Below are 18,346 nucleotides of genomic sequence, written 5' to 3'. Positions count from 1 at the left end.
TCTGGCCATGCAGAAAATGGCTAGGATCGTGGCCCTCGTGATCGCCGCCGCGGCTGGGACCGCGGAGCGTGGTCGGCGTGGGGTCATGGATCCGCCGGTTCGGATGGTGTGAGCGGTGCAGGTGCTTCAAGTGCAGCTGGAGATCCGGCCCGACCCCGCGGAGGTGGGGCGGGCGAGGAAGTGGGCCCGCTCGCGGCTCGCGGGATCGGGCATAACGGCCGACGAGCCGCTGGCCGAGACACTGATCCTGCTCGTCTCCGAGCTGGTGACCAACGCCGTGGTGCACACCGGCCGTCCGGCCGTGCTGCGGCTCTGCCTGCCGGCTCCGGCGGCCGAGGAGTGCGCGTCGGCCACGGTGCGGGTCGAGGTGGCCGACCGCAGCTCTCGCGCGCCCGTGCCGCGCTGCGCCGACGACGACGCCACCGGCGGCCGGGGCCTGGCCCTCGTGGACTGTCTCGCCGACCGCTGGGGCTGGAGCCCCGAGGACGCCGGCAAGAGCATCTGGTGCGAACTGGACCGCTGTTCCCAGCCCCGGCAGAGCGCCGCGCTGGCGTGCGGGGGCGGACTGTCCGCGTACGAGGATCTCACCTTCGAGGCGGTGTAGCGGCCCGGAGCGGCGGTGCGCCGGTCCGGTGCACCCGTGCGCGGGTGCCGTGAGCGGGCTGCCGCAACACGGCCCCGTACCGGCGTTGACGTTCCCCGGGTGCCTGATCAGGCTGGGGTGGGTCGATCCGCCGCGAGGGGACGGCGAGGGCCCGAGGCGCGGTCCTCGCCGAGTGCGGGTCGCGTCGGACGGCGGCGCGTGCGCGTGACGGTGGGGGAGGCACGCGCCGCCGACCGCGGTCGCGCCGCCGCCGCCGTCGTCGTCGTCGTCGTTTCCCAGGATCGCCACCGGGGCCACCGGTGTCCCCGTCGCGCCCGCGAACGGCTCGGGCACCGCCGACAGCAGGACCGCGCACCGGTCCGTTTCTCCACAGGCTGTGGACAACTTTCCGGGATTCCGGAGCGGGACATCGCGCTGTACGTGAGCGGTGCTGACGTCCCGATTCCTGATTACCCGTCAGGGGGTGGCGGCCGGCGTTGTCCACAGGCTCGGGAAAAGGGGGCGGCGGTTGTCGGTGGCGGCCCCTACCGTCGAGGCATGAGCTACCGCGACATCGTCTCCCGGCGGGTCCTGACCTGGGCCCCGGTGGCCGTCGGCGCCCGCATGCCGGTGGCCATGGCCCCGCTGGCCCTGGTCTTCCTGGTCCGCGAGCGCCCCGGCGGCTACTCCCTGGGCGCCGCCCTCGCCGCCGCCTACGTCATCGGCGAGATCACCGGCGCCCCCGTGCTCGGCATGCGCCTGGCCCCCCGGCGGGCCCGCCCGCACCTGGCCGCCGGGCTCCTCGCGGGTGCCGCCGGATTCGCGGGCCTCGGCGCGTTCCCCGGCGCGCCCACCGCGGCACTCATGGCCTTCGCGTTCCTCGCCGGGGCCGGGCCCGCCGCCGCGCCCGGCGGGCTGCGCACCCTGCTCACCTCCCTGGTGCCGGCGCACGCGGCGCCCCAGGCGCTGTCCGCCGAGTCCGTGCTCACGTTCGGCGTCTGGGCCGTCTCCCCGGCCACCGTCACGGGGCTCGCCCTCGGCGCCGACCCCCGCCTCCCGCCGCTGCTCGCCGCCGCCCTGATGGCGTCGTCCGCCGCGGGCCTGTGGTCGCTCCCGGCCGGCTGGGCGGCGGACGGACCCGACGGTCCCGCCGAGCGGAACGCCCGGGACGGCGCGGGAGCGTCGAAGTCACGCCTGCTGGCCCGGGCCTGGCCGGTGTACGTCACGGGCGCGGCCAGCCTCTCCCTGCTGGCCCTCGCCGAACTCGTCCTGCCCGCCCTGCTCGAACAGCGCGGCATCGGCGTGGGCTGGGCGGGCCCGCTGCTCACGGTGATGGCGGCGGCCTCCGCCGTCGGCGCCTTCCTGTACGGCCTGCGGTCCTGGCCGGGGCTCCTGCGCACCCGCAGCGCGGTCCTGATGACCGGCATGTCGGCCGCGGTCGCCGTGGTCGCCCTGATACCCGGCACGCCGGGCATCGCGGCGGCGCTGGCCGTGGCCGGGCTGCTCCAGTCCGGCGCGATGCTCACCCGGAACCTGTCCCTGCGCGAGGTGCTCCCGCCGCACCTCCTGGCCGCCGGCTACTCGGTCATGTACGCCGCTGTGGGCGCCGGTTACGCGGCGACCGGTTCGCTCGCCGGCGCCCTGCTGCCGCACACCGCGCCCTCCACGGCGATCCTGGCCGGAGTGGTCCTCACCCTGCTGCTGACGGCGGTCGGCTGGTGGGGGGAGAGACGGGCCGGCCGGTCAGCGCCGGGTGCCGGCGACGCCCTGCCGCTCGGCGCCGCCGGTGCGGAAGGCACGCCGGTAGGCGGTGGGCGTGACCCCGAGGGCGGACTGTAGGTGCTGGCGCATCGACTGGGCCGTGTTGAAGCCCGATTCCCGGGCCACCTGGTCCATCGACAGGTCCGTGGACTCCAGCAGGTGCCGGGCCCGCTCCACGCGCTGCTGGGTGAGCCACTGGCCGGGGCTGATGCCGACCTCCTCCCGGAAGCGGCGGGTGAAGGTGCGTACCGACATGGCCTCCTGCTCGGCCAGGTCCCGCAGCTGGATCGGCTCGTGCAGCCGGCCCAGGGCCCAGGCGCGGGCCGCGGTCGTCGTGGCGACCTGCGGGTCGGGGACCGGGCGGTGGATGTACTGGGCCTGTCCGCCGTCGCGGTGGGGCGGTACGACCGTGCGGCGGGCCACGTCGTTGGCGACGGCCGTGCCGAAGTCCCGGCGGACCATGTGCAGGCACAGGTCGATCCCGGCGGCGACCCCGGCGGAGGTCAGCACGTCCCCGTCGTCGACGAACAGCACGTCCGCGTCCACCTTGACCTTCGGGAACATCCGCTGGAAGCGCTCGGCGTCGGCCCAGTGCGTGGTCGCCGGGCGCCCGTCGAGGTAACCGGCGGCGGCGAGGACGTAGACGCCGGTGCAGATGGAGGCCAGGCGTGTGCCGGGGCGGATGCGGGCGAGGGCGGCGGCCAGTTCGCCGGTGAGCCGGCCCTCGTCGTAGAGCGGGCCGAGTTCGTAGGACGCCGGGACGATCACCGTGTCGGCCGTCGCCAGCGTCTCCGGGCCGTGCGCGACCTGCACGGCGAAGTCGGCGTCCGTCTCGACCGGGCCGGGCGGCCGGGCCGAGCAGGTCACGACCTCGTACAGGTGCCGCCCCCGGGCGTCCCGGGGGCGGCCGAAGATCCGGTGCGGGATGCCCAGCTCGAAGGGCAGCAGGCCGTCCAGGGCGAGGACGACGACCCGGTGCGGCCGGAATTCCCCCGCGACTGCGCTCGTCATGGCCCGATCATAGCGAAGGCTGTCCATCGGGCCACTCGATAGACGGACACGCGCACGGGAGGGTGGGGGACGTGACTCAGACAACCTCCGCCGCCGCTCCCGTCCAGGTCCCGCCGGCCCGGCGCGGCCGCGTGCACCGTGCCTGGTTCGTCGCCGCCGTCACGTTCGTCACGATCACCGGCGCGGCGGCCTTCCGATCCCTGCCCGGCCTGCTCATCGACCCGCTGCACCAGGAGTTCGGCTGGTCACGCGGCACGATCGGCGCCGCCGTCTCCGTCAACCTCGCGCTCTACGGCCTCACCGCCCCCTTCGCCGCCGCGCTGATGGACCGTTTCGGCATCCGCCGGGTGGTGGCCGCGGCGCTGACCGTGATCGCCCTCGGCTCCGGCCTGACCGTGTGGATGACGGCGGCCTGGCAGCTGCTGCTGTGCTGGGGCCTGCTGGTGGGGCTCGGCACCGGCTCCATGGCGCTGGCCTTCGCGGCGACGGTCACCAACCGCTGGTTCACCCAGCGGCGCGGTCTGGTCACCGGCATCCTCACCGCAGCCTCGGCCTCCGGCCAGCTGGTCTTCCTGCCGCTGCTGTCCTGGATAGTCGAGCGCCACGGCTGGCGGCCCGCCGCGGTCACGGTCGCCCTGGCCGCGTTCGCCGTCGTCCCGTTCGTCTGGCTCCTGCTGCGCGACCACCCGGCCGACGTGGGCGTCGCGCCGTACGGGGCGCGGGAGTTCGTGCCCAAGCCGGCACCCGTCACCGGCGCCGCTCGCCGCACGCTCGGCGTGCTGTCCTCCTGCGTCCGGACGGGCACCTTCTGGCTGCTCGCCGGCACCTTCGCGATCTGCGGTGCCTCCACCAACGGCCTGGTCCAGACGCACTTCGTGCCCGCCGAGCACGACCACGGCATGCCCGTGACGACGGCGGCCTCGCTGCTCGCGGTGATCGGCGTGTTCGACGTCGCCGGCACGATCGCCTCCGGCTGGTTCACCGACCGCTTCGAACCGCGCCGCCTGCTCGCCGTCTACTACGCCCTGCGCGGCCTGTCCCTGCTGTTCCTGCCGATGCTGCTGGGCCCCGCCGTCCACCCGCCGATGCTCTTCTTCATCGTCTTCTACGGCCTCGACTGGGTCGCCACCGTCCCGCCCACCCTGGCCCTGTGCCGCGAGCAGTTCGGCGAGGACAGCGCCATCGTCTTCGGCTGGGTGCTCGCCTCCCACCAGGTCGGCGCGGCCGTCGTCGCCTACCTCGGCGGAGTCGCCCGGGACGTCTTCGGCTCCTACGACGTCGTCTGGTACGCCTCCGGCACGCTGTGCGCGGCGGCGGCCCTGATGGCGCTGGTCATCCGGCGCACCACACCGGCGGCCCGGACGCTCGCCCTGTCCTGACCCCGCCACCGGACCCACACCGCGCGCAGTTCCCCGCGCGGCTAGGACAGCCGCTTCGCGACCGCCTTCGCGATCCGTCCCGCGTCGATCGCCAGCTCACGGAGCATCCCGCTGAGGGGATTGGTGAACCCGGTGAAGTACAGGCCGGGCGCCTGTGCGGGCGTACGGCCGCCGTGCACCACCGGTCTGCCGCGCCCGTCCAGCACCCCGAGGTGCCCGACCAGTCCCTCCAGCGCCCGCACGTACCCGGTCGCCGCGATCACCGCGTCGGGCGAGATCAGGCTGCCGTCGGCGAGGACCACCTTGCCGTCCTCGAACGCCTCCACGGCCGGCACGATCTCCACCTTGCCCGTGCGCACGGCGTCGATCAGGCCGACGTCCTGGACCGGGATCGCGCCCTGCTTCGCCCTGCTGTACAGGCCGGTGTCCGGGCGCGGCAGCCCGTGCGCGGTCAGGTCCGGGGTGCTGAGCCGCCCCACCGGCCCGGCGAGCCGGTCCACGAGCCACACCGGCAGCCGCCGGACGAGCACGCCCGAGTACTGGGAGGCCCAGCCGAGCGTGGAGCGGCGCAGGATGTGCGGCGCCGTGCGCACCGCGAGCCGCACCCGCGCGGCCCCGCCCTCCACCAGGTCCACGGCGATCTCCGCGCCCGTGTTGCCGACGCCGACGACGAGCACGTCACGGCCCCGGTACGGTCCGGCGTCGCGGTACCCGGCCGCGTGCAGGAACTCGCCGCCGTACGACTCCCGGCCCGGCCAGTCGGGGATGCGCGGGGTGTGGTTGAAGCCGGTGGCGACGACCACCGCGCTGCCGGTCAGCTCCCGGCCGCCGGAGGCGTGCAGCAGCCACCCGGTGCCGTCCCCGCTCCGCTCGACGCGGTGCACCTCCACCCCGGTGACGATCTCCAGCCGGTGGTGCTCGGCGTACTTCTCCAGGTAGCGCACCACGTCGTCCCGGGAGACCCAGCGGCCGAACCTGCGGGGGATGACGAGGCCGGGCAACGAGGACAGCCGCCGGGTGGTGTGCAGGTGCAGCCGGTCGTAGTGCCGGCGCCAGGAGGCGCCCACGCGGTCGGACTTCTCCAGGACCACCGCCCGTACGCCCCGGGCCCGCAGCGCGTACGCGGCGGCGAGACCCCCGGGACCCGCGCCGATCACATACACCGGGCGGTCGGCGGGGGTCGGCGACGGGGGGACGGAGGAGGGACGGGAGACGGCCATGAGCGGGAGCGTAATCACACACCCGGTTGATGGGTCTCGGTCAAGACCGGAATTGGTTGCGGATTGATCACGGGTGACCGCCACCGCCGCCTGCTCCAGGCCGTACGGGGGACTCACCGGCGGGCGCGGCGCCGGGCGGGCTCGCGCTCGGCCTCACGGCCACAGCAGCGACCTGCTCCAGCCGAACCCGGTGCTGCGGTACTCCAGGCGCACGTGCCGCCGTTCCGCGTCCCCCTGGAAGAACTCCACCGTATCCGGGTGCAGCCGGTACAGGGTCCAGGTCGGCGACGGCTCGGCCGGGTTCTCCCGGGCCCGCTGCCAGGCCGCGTCCGAGGCCCGCCGCAGCTCCTCCACGGAGGACAGCTCCTCGCTCTGCCGACCGGTCAGCGCGGCGGCCAGCGCGCCCGTGGACCGCGCGTGCAGATCGGCCTGGCCCTCCTCGGCCGGCGCCGGCGTCACCGGCCCGCGCACCCGCACCTGGCGGCCGAGCGCCGGCCAGTAGAAGGCGAGGGCGGCGTACGGCCGGGCGCTCAGCGCGCGGCCCTTGCGGCTCGTGGCGTGGGTGGCGAAGGACCAGCCGTCCGCGTCGGCGCCGTGCAGCATCACGATCCGCACGTCCGGCCTGCCCTCCTCGTCCGCGGTCGCCAGCGACATGGTGTGCGGCTCCGGCTGCCCCGCCGCGACGGCCTCCGCGAACCAGTTCGTGAACAGGGTCAGCGGGGTGGGCGGGGCGGTGTCCGGGTCGAAGGGCCGCAACTCGGTCACCTGGGCGTCCCAGACCCGCAGCGACCGGAGCAGCTCGTGAAGATCGTGCTGTGCCATGGGGCGAGTATCGCCCGGCCGGGCCCGGCCCGCGGCCCCGGGCGGCACGGGCCCGCGGCCTCACTCTCCCGTCCCGGCACCACGGTTGGTGAGCTGGACGGTACGGCCCGGCTGCTCACGGGGACGGAGCGGGACACCGTCCGGCGGGCGCTGCCGGAGTCCCGGCCGCCGTACGCCGTGTGCCACGCGAGCACGGAGCGGAGAGGTCCGGCTGTTCCGGCTCACCGGACGGCACGGCTAGAGCGTCGCCAGCCGTTCCGCCAGCAGCAGCGCGCCGATGCCCAGCATCGCCGCGCCGGACGTGCGGGTCACCGCCCGGGCCGCCGCCGGGCGGGCCCCGAGGAGGGTGCGGGCGAGGGTGCCGACGGCGAGGTAGACGGCCGCGCAGCACGCCATGTGGAGGACGCCGAGGACCGCCGTCTGCGCGGGGACGGGGAGGTGGGCGCCCCGCAGGGTGAGGAACTGGGGGAGCACGGAGAGGTAGAGCAGCAGGCCCTTGGGGTTCAGGCCGCTGATCGTCGCGCCGCGCAGGAACAGCCGGCCGTCGGGCGTCGCCGTGGTGTCGGCGTCCGGGACCGCCGGGCGGCGCAGGACGCCCCAGCCCAGCCACAGCAGGTAGCCCGCGCCGGCCACCGTCAGGGCCGTCAGCAGCCGGGGCGAGCCCGCCACCAGCACCGCCAGGCCCGCCGTCGCCAGGGCGGTGTGCAGGGCGTAGCCGCAGACCAGGCCCGCCACCGCGCGCGGGACCCGGCCGCCGCGCAGGGCGGTCGCGATGACGTACGCCCAGTCGGCGCCCGGTACGCACACCAGCAGCAGGTCCACGACGAGGAAGGAGAAGAGCAGCCCTGAGTCCATACCGGGGACATTAGGCGCGAAAGTCCCGAAAGTGTTCCCGAAATTTGCCCATGATCGCGTACTCTGCGCAAATATCTTCTTCATGGACGACGTGGACCGGAAAATCCTTGCCGAGCTGCAACAGGACGGGCGGCTGACCGTGACCGAGCTGGCCGCCCGGGTGCGGCTCAGCGTCTCGCCCTGCCACCGGCGGCTGCGCGAGCTGGAGCGGTCCGGTGCCATCCAGGGCTACCGCGCGATGGTGGACCCGGCCTCGCTCGGCCTGAACTTCGAGGCGCTGGTCTTCGTGTCCATGCGCCAGGAGGACCGGGACACGGTCGCCGGGTTCGAGCGGGCGGTCGGTGAGCTGGAGCATGTGCTGGACGCCCAGCGGCTGTTCGGCGAGCCGGACTACCTGCTGCGGGTGGCCACCGCCGACCTGGCCGCCTTCCAGCGGCTCTACGACGAGCGGCTGGCGACGCTGCCGGGGGTGCAGCGGCTGACGTCGACGCTCGTGATGAAGCACGTGGTACGGGACCGGCCGCTGCCGGCATAGACGACAGGCGGTGGCTCACCGTGTGAACCACCGCCTGCCAGACAGGACATGGACCCTGGCAACGGGTGCGTGACTTACCGTGACTTACCTGGAGGGCTTCCTGCCCGTCACGCCCAGGTGCACCAACAGCGCGAGATTGGGCTTGAGTTCGGCCGGCTTCACGCCCCCGGACGAGAAGCCCTTCTGGTGGGACGCCACCGCCGCGAGCATCGCGACCAGCGAACCGGCCACCGCGGCCGGGTTCACGTCCTTGTCGACCCGGCCCTTGGCCTGGAGCTCCGCGATGGAGTCCGCGAGGGAGTTGTTGACCGAGTTCAGGATCTTCATGCGGATCTTGTAGAATCGTTTGTCCCCCTCGGCCGCGCCGAGGTCGACCACCCGCAGGATCGCGTCGTGCTCGCGCCAGAACTCCAGGAACCCGTCCACGAGTTCCTGGGCCGTCTGCCAGCCCGACTTGCCGGTCCAGGTGCGCCCTTCGAGGAGTTCGGTCAGTCCGGCGCCCTCGGCCGCCATCTGTTCGGCGATCTCCAGGACGGCACCTTCGACGTCCGGGAAGTACTGGTAGAAGGTCGCGGGCGACGTGCCCGCCTTCCGGGCGACATCGATGACCTTGACGTCCCGGTACGGGGAGGAGCTGAGCATCTCGCTGAGGCAGTCGAGCAGCTTCTGCCGGGTCGCCTGCCCACGCCGGCCGGCCACGCGGCCGTCGACGGTACGCACTTGTCCTGTCATGTCGTCAGCTTACCGAGGGGTGATGGGAGCGCGATTCGGCCGACTGCAAATGGGGTGCAGGGGGGAAACGGGGATGGTGTGCCTGGTCTGCGCGGTGCGCGCGGCCCGGTTACTTTGACGACATGGCCGAAAACAGGGCATCCGCGAACGAAGCCGCATACGGGGAGGGCGTCCCCTGCTGGGTGGACGCCCAGCTGCCCGACGTCGAGGCGGGCAAGCGGTTCTACGGTGATCTTTTCGGGTGGACCTTCGAGGAGGCGCACGGCTCCTCGGTGTGGGCCCTGCTGGACGGCGACCCCGTCGCCTCGCTGGCCCCCAAGACGGACGGCCGGATGCCGACGGTCTGGACCGTCTCCTTCGCCACCTCGGACGCCGGGGCCCTCGGCCGGCGGATCACGGCGGCCGGCGGGCAGGTGGTCACGGCCCCGTTCCCGGTGGGCGACCTGGGCGTCGCCGCCCTGGCCGCCGACCCCGAGGGCGCGGTCTTCGGCCTGTGGCAGCCCGGCACCCATCGCGGCTTCGGGCGGCGGCGCGAGCCGAACACCTTCGTCTGGGCCGAGCTGTACACCCGGGACACCGCCGCGGCCAACACCTTCTACGGCGGTCTCTTCCACGACGCCCTGTTCGGCACCGACGCCGAGCCCGACTTCGGCCGCGCGGAGGTCACCGACGTCTTCCCGGCCGAGATGCCCCCGCACTTCCTGGTCCACTTCCGGGTCGCGGAGCTGGCGGACGCCCTCGCGGCGGTGCACCGGCTCGGCGGGCGGGTGCAGGCGCCGCCCTTCGGGACGTCGTACGGAGTGGTGGCCGTCGTCACCGACAATCAAGGGGCGTCGTTCGCACTGCTCCAGCGCTGAATCATCCGCTTTGAGGTGCTTCGGTGTGAGACACCCTGATTGTCGCCGGGTTCGCAACCAGCCGCCCGGCCAGGAAGAATCAGGGTGCGTGCCGCCATGGCGGTGCGGTGGTGAGACGCTGCACTTCGGCCGCGTACATATGGAAAGTGGCGCGGCTCGTACGGGGAGGTGGCAGGCAGTGGTGGATCAGCTGACACAGCACGATCCGCGGCGGATCGGGCCGTTCGAGGTGCTGGGGCGGCTGGGCGCCGGCGGCATGGGGCTGGTCTATCTCGCGCGCTCGGCGTCCGGCCGGCGCGTGGCGATCAAGACGGTGCGCACCGAGCTGGCCGAGGACCAGCTCTTCCGCGTCCGCTTCACCCGCGAGGTGGAGGCGGCCCGCGCGGTCTCCGGCTTCTACACCGCGGCCGTGGTCGACGCCGACCCGCGCGCCGCCGTGCCCTGGCTGGCCACCGCCTACGTCCCCGCGCCCTCGCTCGAAGAGATAGTGAACGAGTGCGGACCGCTCCCGGCCCAGGCCGTGCGCTGGCTCGCGGCCGGGGTGGCGGAGGCCCTCCAGTCCATCCACGGCGCCGGGCTGGTCCACCGCGACCTCAAGCCGTCCAACGTGCTCGTGGTCGAGGACGGCCCCCGGGTGATCGACTTCGGTATCGCCTCCGGAGTGTCGAACACCCGTCTGACGATGACGAACGTCGCCGTCGGCACCCCCGCCTACATGTCCCCGGAGCAGGCCAAGGACTCCCGCAGCGTCACCGGCGCCAGCGACGTCTTCTCGCTCGGCTCCATGCTGGTCTTCGCGGCCACCGGCCACCCGCCCTTCCACGGCGCCAACCCGGTCGAGACCGTGTTCATGCTGCTCCGGGAGGGCCCGGACCTCACCGGCCTGCCGGACGAGCTGCGCCCGCTCATCGAGGTCTGCATGCAGATGGAGGCCACCGCCCGCCCCACCCCGGCCGACCTCCAGGCCCAGCTCGCCCCGCACCTCTTCGGCTCCGGCTCCGACGACAGCGGCACCGCCTCCGCCTGGCTGCCGGAGAAGGCGGTCGCCCTCATCGAGTCCCGCCGCGGCGGACGCCCCGCCGTCAAGCCCGCCCCGGCCCCGGCCGGCGGCCCGCGCAGCGGCGGCCGGCAGGCCGTGCCCCCGCCCCCGCCGTACGACCCGCCGGTCCCGGCGCCCGCGAGCGCCGCGGTCCCCGTCCCGGCCGGCGCCCCCGACACCGGCCCGGTCCGGCTGGCCGGCGCCGCGGTGCCCATCGGCCCCGGCCCCCGGGTCGCCGACGCCCGCGCCGCCGCCGTCAAGGCGCCCCCGCCCGAGGCCGGCCTGGTGGCCGGCTGGTCCCGGCCCCGCCCCGGTGTGGCGGGCGCCGACCCCGCCGTACCGCCCGTGCCGCCGCAGCCCCCGGAGACGGCGGCGGGCTGGCGCCCCTGGCGGTTCCGCATGTCCAACGACGTGTGGGGCACCCCCTCCGTCGACGGGGACCTCGTCTACGTCACCTCCTTCGAGGTGCACGCCCTGGACGTGGCCACCGGCCGCCGCCGCTTCAAGACCCGGGACGTCGCCTGGTCCATGGCGGTCGCGGACGGCCGCATCCACGCCTCCGACGGCCCCACCCTGTTCGCCCTGGACGCCCGCGAGGGCACCGACCTGTGGCGGCTGTCCACGGACGCCTGGGTGTACTCCCTCAAGGCCGACCGCGGCACCGTCGTCACCGGCACCCGCGGCGGCGGCGTCCAGGCGTGGGAGGCGACGAGCGGGCAGAAGCTGTGGGAGATCACCGGCTGCCAGACCGACTTCGAGTCCCCGGAGGCGGGCGCGGTCGTGCACGACGGCACGGTCTACGTCTGGCAGGACGCCCGGCTGCGCGCCCTGGAGGCCCGCACCGGCGAGGAGCGCTGGTCGTACCCCATCGGTGACGCGGCCTCCTGCGGTGGCGTCCCGGTGCGGCTGACCCCGGCCCCCGACGGCTGCGTCTACGTCTCCGCGGGCACCCGCGTCCTCGCCGTCGAGGCGGTGAGCGGCCTGGTCCGCTGGCACTTCGAGGCCCCGGCGGTCTTCCTCAGCCCGCCGGCCTTCGCCCCCGGCCCGGCCGTCACCGGCGGCGGCGTCTACCTCGCCGACTACCTCGGCACGGTCTACGCCCTCGACGCCGCCGACGGCCGCGACCGCTGGCGCATCGCCACCGAGGCCCGCTCCTCCGTCGAGCCGGTCCTGGTGGCGGCGGGGCACGTGCACGTCGGCAGCGGCAAGGGCCTGTACACCCTGGACGCGGTCACCGGCACCCCCAAGTGGCGCTTCCAGGCGGGCGGCGACGTCGTGGGCGCGCCCGCGGTGGCGGAGGGCCGTATCCACTTCGGCTCCACCGACCACCTCCTCTACACCCTGAAGGCCGACGACGGACGCCTGCGCTGGAAGCTCGCGACCGGCGGCGAGATCACCGGCTCCCCGGTGGTCAAGGACGGCGTGGTGTACGCGTGCAGCAAGGACCGGTGCGTGTACGCGCTGGACGCGGAGAAGGGCACGGGCACCGCGCGGACCGCGTGAGCCGCGCGACGGCCGTCGTACCGGGTCTGCACGGAAGGGCTCCGGACGGCGGCCGCCCACGCCGACGCTACCTCCGGCGCCCGGCGGCCGCCATGCGGTGCGACCGGCGGCTAATCTGCTGGCATGCACATGCCTTCACGGACGCGCGCGCTCAGGTTCACGGCCGTACTGACCCTGGTGGTGCTCAGCCTGACCGGTTTCTCGTCCGGCCGGCACCACGGCAGCCGGGGGCACGGAGGCGGCGGGGGCGGGTGCAGCAGCTCGCACCAGGACCACGACGCTTCGTCGTCCACCTCGGGCGGCGGATCGTACGGCTCGGACGACGACGGCTACGGCCGCACGGGCGGCGGTTCCTACCGGCGCACCCACCGCCCCACCTCCACGCCGTCCGGCAGCGGCGGCAGCAGCACCCCGCTGAAGGACGGGACGGCCAGGCTGGTCGCCTGCGCGAGCGCCGGGAAGCCGTACGCCACGGTCGAGGTCGCCAACCCCAACGGCCGCAAGGCGACCTTCGCGGTCGAGGTGCTCTTCCTGCCGGAGACCCCGCCCGCCATCGACTCGGGCCGCGCGAAGGTCTCCGTACCCGCCCGCGGCACCAGGACGGTCCGGGTTCCGTTCACGCGGAAGGCCCACCTCGACCTGCTCGACCACTGCGAGGTGGACGGGACGGCGCGTCTCGCGCCCTGACCACTGCCGCGGTAGGCGTACGGGTGCGGTCAGCCCTTCAGGGAGCCGAGGAAGGCACTCCAGGCGAGGGGACGGAAGAGGAGTACGGGGCCGTCCTGGGGCTTCTTGGAGTCGCGGACGGGCACGAGGCCGGGGTGTGCGTCGGCCACTTCGACGCAATCGCCGCCGCTGCCGTTGCTGTAGCTGCTCTTGCGCCACACGGCGGCGCTCAGGTCAGTCCCGGTGCTTGCCATCTCGATAGTCCTCCGCCGCTCGTTCGACCATGGCCAGGGACGCCTCTGGCGGTAGTGCCGTGGCCCTGAGCAGATCGTACGACCTGCGGTAGTCCTTCACGAGCGCCGGATAGTCGATGAGTTGGCCATTGTGGAGCCCCTCGGTGTAGGCCACCGGCGGGGCGTCCGGGAAGGTCATCACCTTCATCATGCCCATCATGAACGGGTGGGCCTGCGCCGTTTCCGGGAGGATCTGCAGAACGCCCTGCGTGGAGCGGATCACCTGGGCGATGTGCTCCAACTGCTCCGCCATCTCCGCCGGGGGCAGCAGGGGCTTGCGGACGAGGGACTCGTGCAGCACCGCCCAGAACGACGGCCGCTCCTCCCGGTCCCAGATCTTCGCGCGCTCCAGCCGGGCCCGTACCTGCTTGTCGACGGTCGGCGGCGGCAGCCAGGGCAGCGACGTGTGGACGACGGCCTCCGCGTAGGCCTGCGTCTGCAGCAGGCCCGGCACGAGCATCGGAGCCCATTCCTCGATCGTCTCCGCATGCTGCTCCATCTCCGCGACATCCGCGAAGTACTCGGCATGCCCCGACTGCCGTGCCCGGCGCGCGTCTTCACACCGCCGCTCGAAGAACCCGTCCGTCCCCAGCACCTTGTCGACGTGCCGGGCCAGATCCACCGGCATCCGCCGCTCCCCCCGCTCGATCTGGCTCAGGAACGGCACGCCCCGGAAGCTTCCCTCCGCCAACTGCTCCAAGGTGAGCCCCGCCAGCTCACGTCGATAACGCAACTCGGCGCCGTAGAAGGAGGGGACGTTCGCCGATGCGTCCGGGTCTTTGCGTGGGGGCATAACTCGTCACCGCCGTTTGCCAGATGTGCTTGCGCAGCCGAAACCTCTTCAAAAGGTACCGGTGTGGGCATCACTCTGTGACTGCTTCATCACAGTACGCACAGGAAGGTCCGCGCAATCGTGTCGTCCTCGAATCCCCCCTCCGCCCGGCGCGTCAACTCCGTCTACGACACCACCCTCTGCGTGGACGACCTGCGCGAGGCGCTGTCCGCACGCGGCATCACCCTGCCCTCACTGCGGGTGGACCTGCCGAGCTTCGCGGGCACGTACCAGCCCCCGGCCGGCCTGGTCGCGCTCGGCAACTGCAACACGGCGACGGCACGCAAACTGGCGCGGGCGCTGCGGGGTGAGGAACGCGCGCCGAACCGGCCGCCGCTGGACGTCGAGGTGGTCGCCGTACCGAAGGCACTGCAAGGGCTGCGCCGTACCGTTCACCGCTACCTGGACGCGCCCTGCGCCGACGTCCAGCTCTGCGTCACCGAACTCGTCGGGAACGTCATCCGGCATGTGGGGGAGGGGGTGTGTGTCCGCGTACGGGTGGCCCGGACGGACGGCGGGCGCATCCGCGTCGAGGTCACCGACCCGGAGGCGGAAGCCGTGCCCGTGCTCCTGGCCGCCACGGACGACGACGAGGCGGGTCGCGGTCTCGCCCTGATCGACGCGGTGACCCTCCGGTGGGGTGTGGAGCAGGGGGTGGAGAAGACCGTGTGGTGTGAGCTGGCGGAGGGAGAGTGACCGGTCCGCCCGGCGGGGCACACGGCAAGGGGCCGAGCATCCGCCCGGCCCCTCGGAGGTGTGCTGCCGTGTCACGGCATCTGGCTGGATCTTGCCCCCACACACCTCGGCCGCGGCGGCTCCCCCTCCGCGCCGCCGCGGCCGATCCCCGTCGGGATGGAGGTCTTCGGGACTTACTTGCCGTCCAGCCCCAGGGCGGGCGGGACGGGCGAGTGGTTGTCCATGGTGGTGATCGCGTCGTCGATCGGCGGGACAGGCGAGTGGTTGTCCATGGTGGTGATCGCGTCGTCGATCGCCGGGACCGGCGAGTGGTTGTCCAGCGCGATGATGTCCTCGGACTTCTTCTTGGCCTCGGCCATGTGCACGGCTCCCCTGAAGATGATTTGGATCTGAGCGGTCCCTGCCCGGCAACTCCCCCGAGTGCTCCCGAGCAGGGACCTGACAGGACTCTCGCATACCTGGTGAGTCCCTCGGCCCGCCTGCCCCCCGACGCGACGGGCCGATGGGTTGAGCATGCCAGCGAGGCATAAACAATCGATGAACGCTGCCGCCGCTCGTCAGGCTGTGGAGACCGGTGACAGCAGCGCCCGGACGGCGTCGGCCTCCGGAGAGCCGGACTGCTCATAGAGAGGCAGCGCCTCGAGCCAGCAGACCCGTGCGCGGTCGACCTGGCCCAGACCGGACAACGACCGCCCCAGGGTGGTGAGGACGCCGGCACGCACGCGGTCACCGCCGATGCAGCCGATGGCCAGTGCTTGTTCTGCGTGTTTGGCGGACAACGTGTGCTGCCGCCCCACGAGGTGAGCCTGCGCGATACGGAAGTGAGTCGTCCCCTCCCACAGACGCTGCCGGTTCGTCTGGAACGTGCCCAGGGCGTCCGCGAGCTGGTCGAGGGCCTCGGACGGACGCCCGGCCTCGGTCAGCGCGAGCCCCAGGGCGTACCGGGCGTTCGCCAGACGGACGGTGGCTCCCAGGCGGTCGTACAGGTCGATCCCCTGCTGGGCGAGCGTTATCGCGTGACCGGTGCGTCCCATGGCCAGGTGAACGCGCGACAAGTTGCACAGAGCGCTCGCTTCGCCTGCGAGGTTGCCGTCCTGACGCGATGCCTCGATGGCGCGCATGAGGTGTCGTTCGGCGTCCGCGTAACGGCCCTGATTGAGGCCGATGATTCCCCGGTCGTTGCTCGTCCAGAAGACCGGCGTGGGATCTCCGGCCGTGTCCGCGAGCAGGCCGCCCAGTCGGGCTTCCTCGTCGGCCTCGCTGTAACGACCCGCCACGAGGTGGACGTTCGTCAGCACGGTACGCGCGCGGCCTTCAGCGTGCGCGTCGCCCGCAGCCTGGGCGGCGTCCGTGGCGGTGAGCGCGACAGACTCGTACTGCTTGGAGTTGGCCCCTGACTCCCCCAGGTCCTTGGCGGCCCACAGAAGGTCCACGCCCCGGCGGATTCTGAGGCCCCCCAGGGCCTGACGAGCCGATGCCAACAAGCAGTTGGCTTCGGAGTACAGCCAGTCCAGTGCCTCTTGGCGATGGGTGAAGCCCAACCCCGGATACTCGGTCGGTTGCAGGTGCTCCACCAACCGGTCCCCCGGCCGCTCCATCGCATAAACCCGGGCCGCCGTGGCCAGATAGAAGTCCAGCACCCGCGACATCGCCGCCTCCCGCTCCCGCGGTGGCCACTCGTCCCTCTCCGCGCAGGCTCGCGCGTACAGGCGGACCAGGTCGTGGAAGCGGTAGCGGCCAGGGGCCGCCGATTCCAGCAACGACGTGTCCACCAGGGACTCCAGGAGGTCCTCCGTGTCCTCCGGGGGGAGGTCCAGGACCGCTGCCGCCGCGGCGAGGGAGATGTCCGGGCCGTCGGCGAGGCCCAGCAGGCGGAACGCGCGGGCCTGGGGCGGTTCCAGCTGGCCGTAGCCCAGTTCGAAGGTGGCCTTCACCGCGAGGTCGCCGGCCTGGAGCTCGTCCAGCCGGCGGCGTTCGTCCGCCAGCTTGGCCGCCAGGACGGACACCGTCCAGGTGCGGCGGGCCGCCAGCCGGGACGCCGCGATGCGGATCGCCAGCGGGAGGAAGCCGCAGGCCGCGACCACGTCCAGCGCGGCCTCGCGTTCCGCCGCCACCCGTTCCTCGCCCACGATCTTCGTGAAGAGGGCCAGCGCCTCGTCGGGGGACATGACGTCGAGGTCGACCAGGTGGGCGCCGGCGAGGTCGAGCATGCGGACGCGGGAGGTGACCAGGGCCGCGCAGCCCTCGGTGCCGGGGAGCAGGGGCCGTACCTGGGCCGCGTCCTTCGCGTTGTCCAGCAGCACCAAAACCCGGCGGCCGTCCAGGACCGAGCGGTACAGCGCCGAGCGTTCCTCCAGGGAGTCGGGGATCGCGGTGTCGGGCGTGCCCAGGGCCCGCAGGAAGGAGCCCAGGACCGTCTCCGGTTCCGCCGAGCGGGGGCCCGCGCCCTGGAGGTCCACGTACAGCTGGCCGTCGGGGAAGGCCGGGCGGGCCCGGTGCGCCACGTGGACCGCGAGGGTCGTCTTCCCCACGCCGCCGATGCCGGCCAGGGCCGAGACCGCCATCACCCGGCCCTCCGCCTCGGACGCCGAGGACAGCACCTCGGTCAGTTCCGACACGAAGGAGGAGCGGCCGGTGAAGTCGGGTACGGAGGCGGGCAGCTGGGCCGGGCGCACCGGGGTCGCCGTCGGCTCCGTCACGGGGGCGGACGGCTCCGCGAGGGCCGGGTCCGCCTGGAGGATGCGCTGCTGGAGTTCGCTGAGGCCGGGGCGGGGATCGACGCCGAGCTCCTCGGCGAGCAGGCGGCGGGTGTCGGCGTAGACCGCGAGGGCCTCCGCCTGGCGGCCGCTGCGGTACAGCGCCAGCATCAGCAGTTCGCGCAGGCGCTCCCGGAGCGGATGCGCCGCCGTCAGCGCCGTCAGTTCCGAGACCGCCTCCGCGTGGCAGCCCTGTTCCAGGTCCAGGTCCAGGCGGGTCTCCAGCAGGCCGAGCCGCCACTCCTCCAGGCGGGCCCGCTGCGCCTCGGCGTACGGACCGGGGACGCCGGCCAGGACTTCGCCGTCCCACAGGTCGAGGGCCTGGTTCAGCAGGGCCCGCGCCCGGCCCAGCTCGGCGGTGCCCCGCGCCTTCTCCGCCTCCGCCGCCAGGTCCTGCGCGACCGCGAGGTCCAGGGCGCCCTCGCGCAGGCCCCGGATCGCGTACCCGCCGGACTCGCTGATCAGGACGCCGGGGCTCAGCACCTTGCGCAGCCGGGAGGCGTACGTGCGGACCGCCGCCAGCGCCTGGGACGGCGGCTCGGGCCCCCACAGGGCGTCGATCAGCTCCGCCGCCGTGGCCGTACGGCCCTCGCGCAGCAGCAGGGCGGCCAGCAGGGCGCGCTGCTGGGGGGAGCCCGTGCTGAGCGCGTCCTCGCCGTGCCAGGCCCGCACCGGACCGAGCACGCCGAAGCGCAGCGGGCCGGGCTCCGCGACGGGCGCGGAGCCGGCACGCCGCTGCTCGGGTACTCGCGGCCCACCGTCCATGCGTTCGTCCCCCTCGGCATCACGAACAACCCCGTCAGTTT

17 protein-coding genes and 1 pseudogene are annotated in these 18,346 nt (G+C 73.6%); 8 read left to right on the top strand and 10 right to left on the bottom strand.

Features of this window, described 5'->3' with window-relative positions; all coding sequences use genetic code 11:
• Nucleotides 1-130: 130 nt before the first annotated feature.
• Nucleotides 131-604 carry an ATP-binding protein gene (locus AB0947_RS10010; protein WP_366749954.1) on the top strand — a complete coding sequence of 158 codons (474 nt, stop codon included), beginning with the start codon at nucleotides 131-133 and terminating at the stop codon, nucleotides 602-604.
• Between the two features lie 276 nt (nucleotides 605-880).
• Here AB0947_RS10010 and AB0947_RS10005 read toward each other — a convergent pair.
• Nucleotides 881-991: pseudogene (locus AB0947_RS10005) on the bottom strand (cyclase family protein); the annotation flags it as partial.
• A gap of 150 nt (nucleotides 992-1,141) precedes the next feature.
• Here AB0947_RS10005 and AB0947_RS10000 point away from each other — a divergent pair.
• Nucleotides 1,142-2,422, top strand: a complete 1,281-nt coding sequence (locus AB0947_RS10000) for an MFS transporter (RefSeq protein ID WP_366749817.1) — start codon at nucleotides 1,142-1,144, stop codon at nucleotides 2,420-2,422.
• Here the strand turns inward: AB0947_RS10000 and AB0947_RS09995 are convergent.
• A complete protein-coding gene (locus AB0947_RS09995) occupies nucleotides 2,327-3,355 on the bottom strand; it encodes a helix-turn-helix domain-containing protein (RefSeq protein ID WP_366749816.1) in 1,029 nt (342 codons plus the stop codon). The genes AB0947_RS10000 and AB0947_RS09995 overlap by 96 nt on opposite strands.
• 71 nt (nucleotides 3,356-3,426) lie before the next feature.
• Here AB0947_RS09995 and AB0947_RS09990 point away from each other — a divergent pair, with 71 nt between their 5' ends.
• Complete coding sequence (locus AB0947_RS09990) at nucleotides 3,427-4,734, top strand: MFS transporter (RefSeq protein WP_366749815.1); 1,308 nt, start codon at nucleotides 3,427-3,429, stop codon at nucleotides 4,732-4,734.
• A 41-nt stretch (nucleotides 4,735-4,775) separates the two neighbouring features.
• Here AB0947_RS09990 and AB0947_RS09985 read toward each other — a convergent pair whose 3' ends face one another.
• The 3 genes from AB0947_RS09985 to AB0947_RS09975 form a co-directional block, all read right to left on the bottom strand.
• Nucleotides 4,776-5,954, bottom strand: a complete 1,179-nt coding sequence (locus AB0947_RS09985) for an NAD(P)/FAD-dependent oxidoreductase (protein WP_366749814.1) — start codon at nucleotides 5,952-5,954, stop codon at nucleotides 4,776-4,778.
• A gap of 153 nt (nucleotides 5,955-6,107) precedes the next feature.
• The gene (locus tag AB0947_RS09980; protein ID WP_366749813.1) at nucleotides 6,108-6,776 is read right to left on the bottom strand and encodes a pyridoxal 5'-phosphate synthase; all 669 of its coding nucleotides are present in this window, start codon (nucleotides 6,774-6,776) and stop codon (nucleotides 6,108-6,110) included.
• Nucleotides 6,777-7,013: 237 nt separating this feature from the next.
• Nucleotides 7,014-7,631 (bottom strand): LysE family translocator, encoded by a 618-nt coding sequence (locus AB0947_RS09975; protein WP_366749812.1) that lies wholly within the window; start codon nucleotides 7,629-7,631, stop codon nucleotides 7,014-7,016.
• A gap of 82 nt (nucleotides 7,632-7,713) precedes the next feature.
• Here AB0947_RS09975 and AB0947_RS09970 point away from each other — a divergent pair, with 82 nt between their 5' ends.
• Nucleotides 7,714-8,166 (top strand): Lrp/AsnC family transcriptional regulator, encoded by a 453-nt coding sequence (locus AB0947_RS09970; RefSeq protein WP_366749811.1) that lies wholly within the window; start codon nucleotides 7,714-7,716, stop codon nucleotides 8,164-8,166.
• Nucleotides 8,167-8,250: 84 nt separating this feature from the next.
• Here AB0947_RS09970 and AB0947_RS09965 read toward each other — a convergent pair whose 3' ends face one another.
• Nucleotides 8,251-8,886 carry a TetR family transcriptional regulator gene (locus AB0947_RS09965; RefSeq protein ID WP_366749953.1) on the bottom strand — a complete coding sequence of 212 codons (636 nt, stop codon included), beginning with the start codon at nucleotides 8,884-8,886 and terminating at the stop codon, nucleotides 8,251-8,253.
• A 134-nt stretch (nucleotides 8,887-9,020) separates the two neighbouring features.
• Here AB0947_RS09965 and AB0947_RS09960 point away from each other — a divergent pair, with 134 nt between their 5' ends.
• From AB0947_RS09960 to AB0947_RS09950, 3 genes are all read left to right on the top strand, one after another.
• Nucleotides 9,021-9,755 carry a VOC family protein gene (locus tag AB0947_RS09960; protein WP_366749810.1) on the top strand — a complete coding sequence of 245 codons (735 nt, stop codon included), beginning with the start codon at nucleotides 9,021-9,023 and terminating at the stop codon, nucleotides 9,753-9,755.
• A gap of 178 nt (nucleotides 9,756-9,933) precedes the next feature.
• On the top strand, nucleotides 9,934-12,297 hold the full coding sequence (locus AB0947_RS09955) for a PQQ-binding-like beta-propeller repeat protein (RefSeq protein ID WP_366749809.1): 2,364 nt from the start codon (nucleotides 9,934-9,936) through the stop codon (nucleotides 12,295-12,297).
• Nucleotides 12,298-12,420: 123 nt separating this feature from the next.
• Nucleotides 12,421-12,984 carry a hypothetical protein gene (locus AB0947_RS09950; protein WP_366749808.1) on the top strand — a complete coding sequence of 188 codons (564 nt, stop codon included), beginning with the start codon at nucleotides 12,421-12,423 and terminating at the stop codon, nucleotides 12,982-12,984.
• A gap of 29 nt (nucleotides 12,985-13,013) precedes the next feature.
• Here the strand turns inward: AB0947_RS09950 and AB0947_RS09945 are convergent, their stop codons facing one another.
• Nucleotides 13,014-13,217 (bottom strand): DUF397 domain-containing protein, encoded by a 204-nt coding sequence (locus AB0947_RS09945; protein WP_366749807.1) that lies wholly within the window; start codon nucleotides 13,215-13,217, stop codon nucleotides 13,014-13,016.
• A complete protein-coding gene (locus AB0947_RS09940; protein WP_366749806.1) occupies nucleotides 13,198-14,049 on the bottom strand; it encodes a helix-turn-helix transcriptional regulator in 852 nt (283 codons plus the stop codon). The genes AB0947_RS09945 and AB0947_RS09940 overlap by 20 nt, the downstream gene beginning before the upstream one ends.
• Before the next feature lie 120 nt (nucleotides 14,050-14,169).
• Here AB0947_RS09940 and AB0947_RS09935 point away from each other — a divergent pair, with 120 nt between their 5' ends.
• Nucleotides 14,170-14,784 (top strand): ATP-binding protein, encoded by a 615-nt coding sequence (locus tag AB0947_RS09935; protein ID WP_366749805.1) that lies wholly within the window; start codon nucleotides 14,170-14,172, stop codon nucleotides 14,782-14,784.
• A gap of 173 nt (nucleotides 14,785-14,957) precedes the next feature.
• Here AB0947_RS09935 and AB0947_RS09930 read toward each other — a convergent pair whose 3' ends face one another.
• Entirely contained in the window at nucleotides 14,958-15,143 is a 186-nt protein-coding gene (locus tag AB0947_RS09930; protein WP_366749804.1) for a hypothetical protein, read from the bottom strand.
• A 198-nt stretch (nucleotides 15,144-15,341) separates the two neighbouring features.
• On the bottom strand, nucleotides 15,342-18,305 hold the full coding sequence (locus AB0947_RS09925; RefSeq protein WP_366749802.1) for a BTAD domain-containing putative transcriptional regulator: 2,964 nt from the start codon (nucleotides 18,303-18,305) through the stop codon (nucleotides 15,342-15,344).
• Between the last annotated feature and the right edge of the window lie 41 nt (nucleotides 18,306-18,346).

The sequence above is a fragment of the Streptomyces sp. NPDC047841 genome (assembly GCF_040704085.1).
GTDB classification, from domain to species: domain Bacteria; phylum Actinomycetota; class Actinomycetes; order Streptomycetales; family Streptomycetaceae; genus Streptomyces; species Streptomyces argyrophylli.
Note: the sequence above shows the minus strand (reverse complement) of the source record. Positions and strands in the feature narration are given on the sequence as shown.

Excerpts from the sequence above, each read along its gene's own strand:
- AB0947_RS10000 (WP_366749817.1), top strand. The coding sequence starts at position 1,142 with ATGAGCTACCGCGACATCGTCTCCCGGCGGGTCCTGACCTGGGCCCCG.
- AB0947_RS09995 (WP_366749816.1), bottom strand. The coding sequence starts at position 3,355 with ATGACGAGCGCAGTCGCGGGGGAATTCCGGCCGCACCGGGTCGTCGTC.
- AB0947_RS09985 (WP_366749814.1), bottom strand. The coding sequence starts at position 5,954 with ATGGCCGTCTCCCGTCCCTCCTCCGTCCCCCCGTCGCCGACCCCCGCC.
- AB0947_RS09980 (WP_366749813.1), bottom strand. The coding sequence starts at position 6,776 with ATGGCACAGCACGATCTTCACGAGCTGCTCCGGTCGCTGCGGGTCTGG.
- AB0947_RS09975 (WP_366749812.1), bottom strand. The coding sequence starts at position 7,631 with ATGGACTCAGGGCTGCTCTTCTCCTTCCTCGTCGTGGACCTGCTGCTG.
- AB0947_RS09970 (WP_366749811.1), top strand. The coding sequence starts at position 7,714 with ATGGACGACGTGGACCGGAAAATCCTTGCCGAGCTGCAACAGGACGGG.
- AB0947_RS09960 (WP_366749810.1), top strand. The coding sequence starts at position 9,021 with ATGGCCGAAAACAGGGCATCCGCGAACGAAGCCGCATACGGGGAGGGC.
- AB0947_RS09950 (WP_366749808.1), top strand. The coding sequence starts at position 12,421 with ATGCACATGCCTTCACGGACGCGCGCGCTCAGGTTCACGGCCGTACTG.
- AB0947_RS09945 (WP_366749807.1), bottom strand. The coding sequence starts at position 13,217 with ATGGCAAGCACCGGGACTGACCTGAGCGCCGCCGTGTGGCGCAAGAGC.
- AB0947_RS09940 (WP_366749806.1), bottom strand. The coding sequence starts at position 14,049 with ATGCCCCCACGCAAAGACCCGGACGCATCGGCGAACGTCCCCTCCTTC.
- AB0947_RS09930 (WP_366749804.1), bottom strand. The coding sequence starts at position 15,143 with ATGGCCGAGGCCAAGAAGAAGTCCGAGGACATCATCGCGCTGGACAAC.
- AB0947_RS09925 (WP_366749802.1), bottom strand. The coding sequence starts at position 18,305 with ATGGACGGTGGGCCGCGAGTACCCGAGCAGCGGCGTGCCGGCTCCGCG.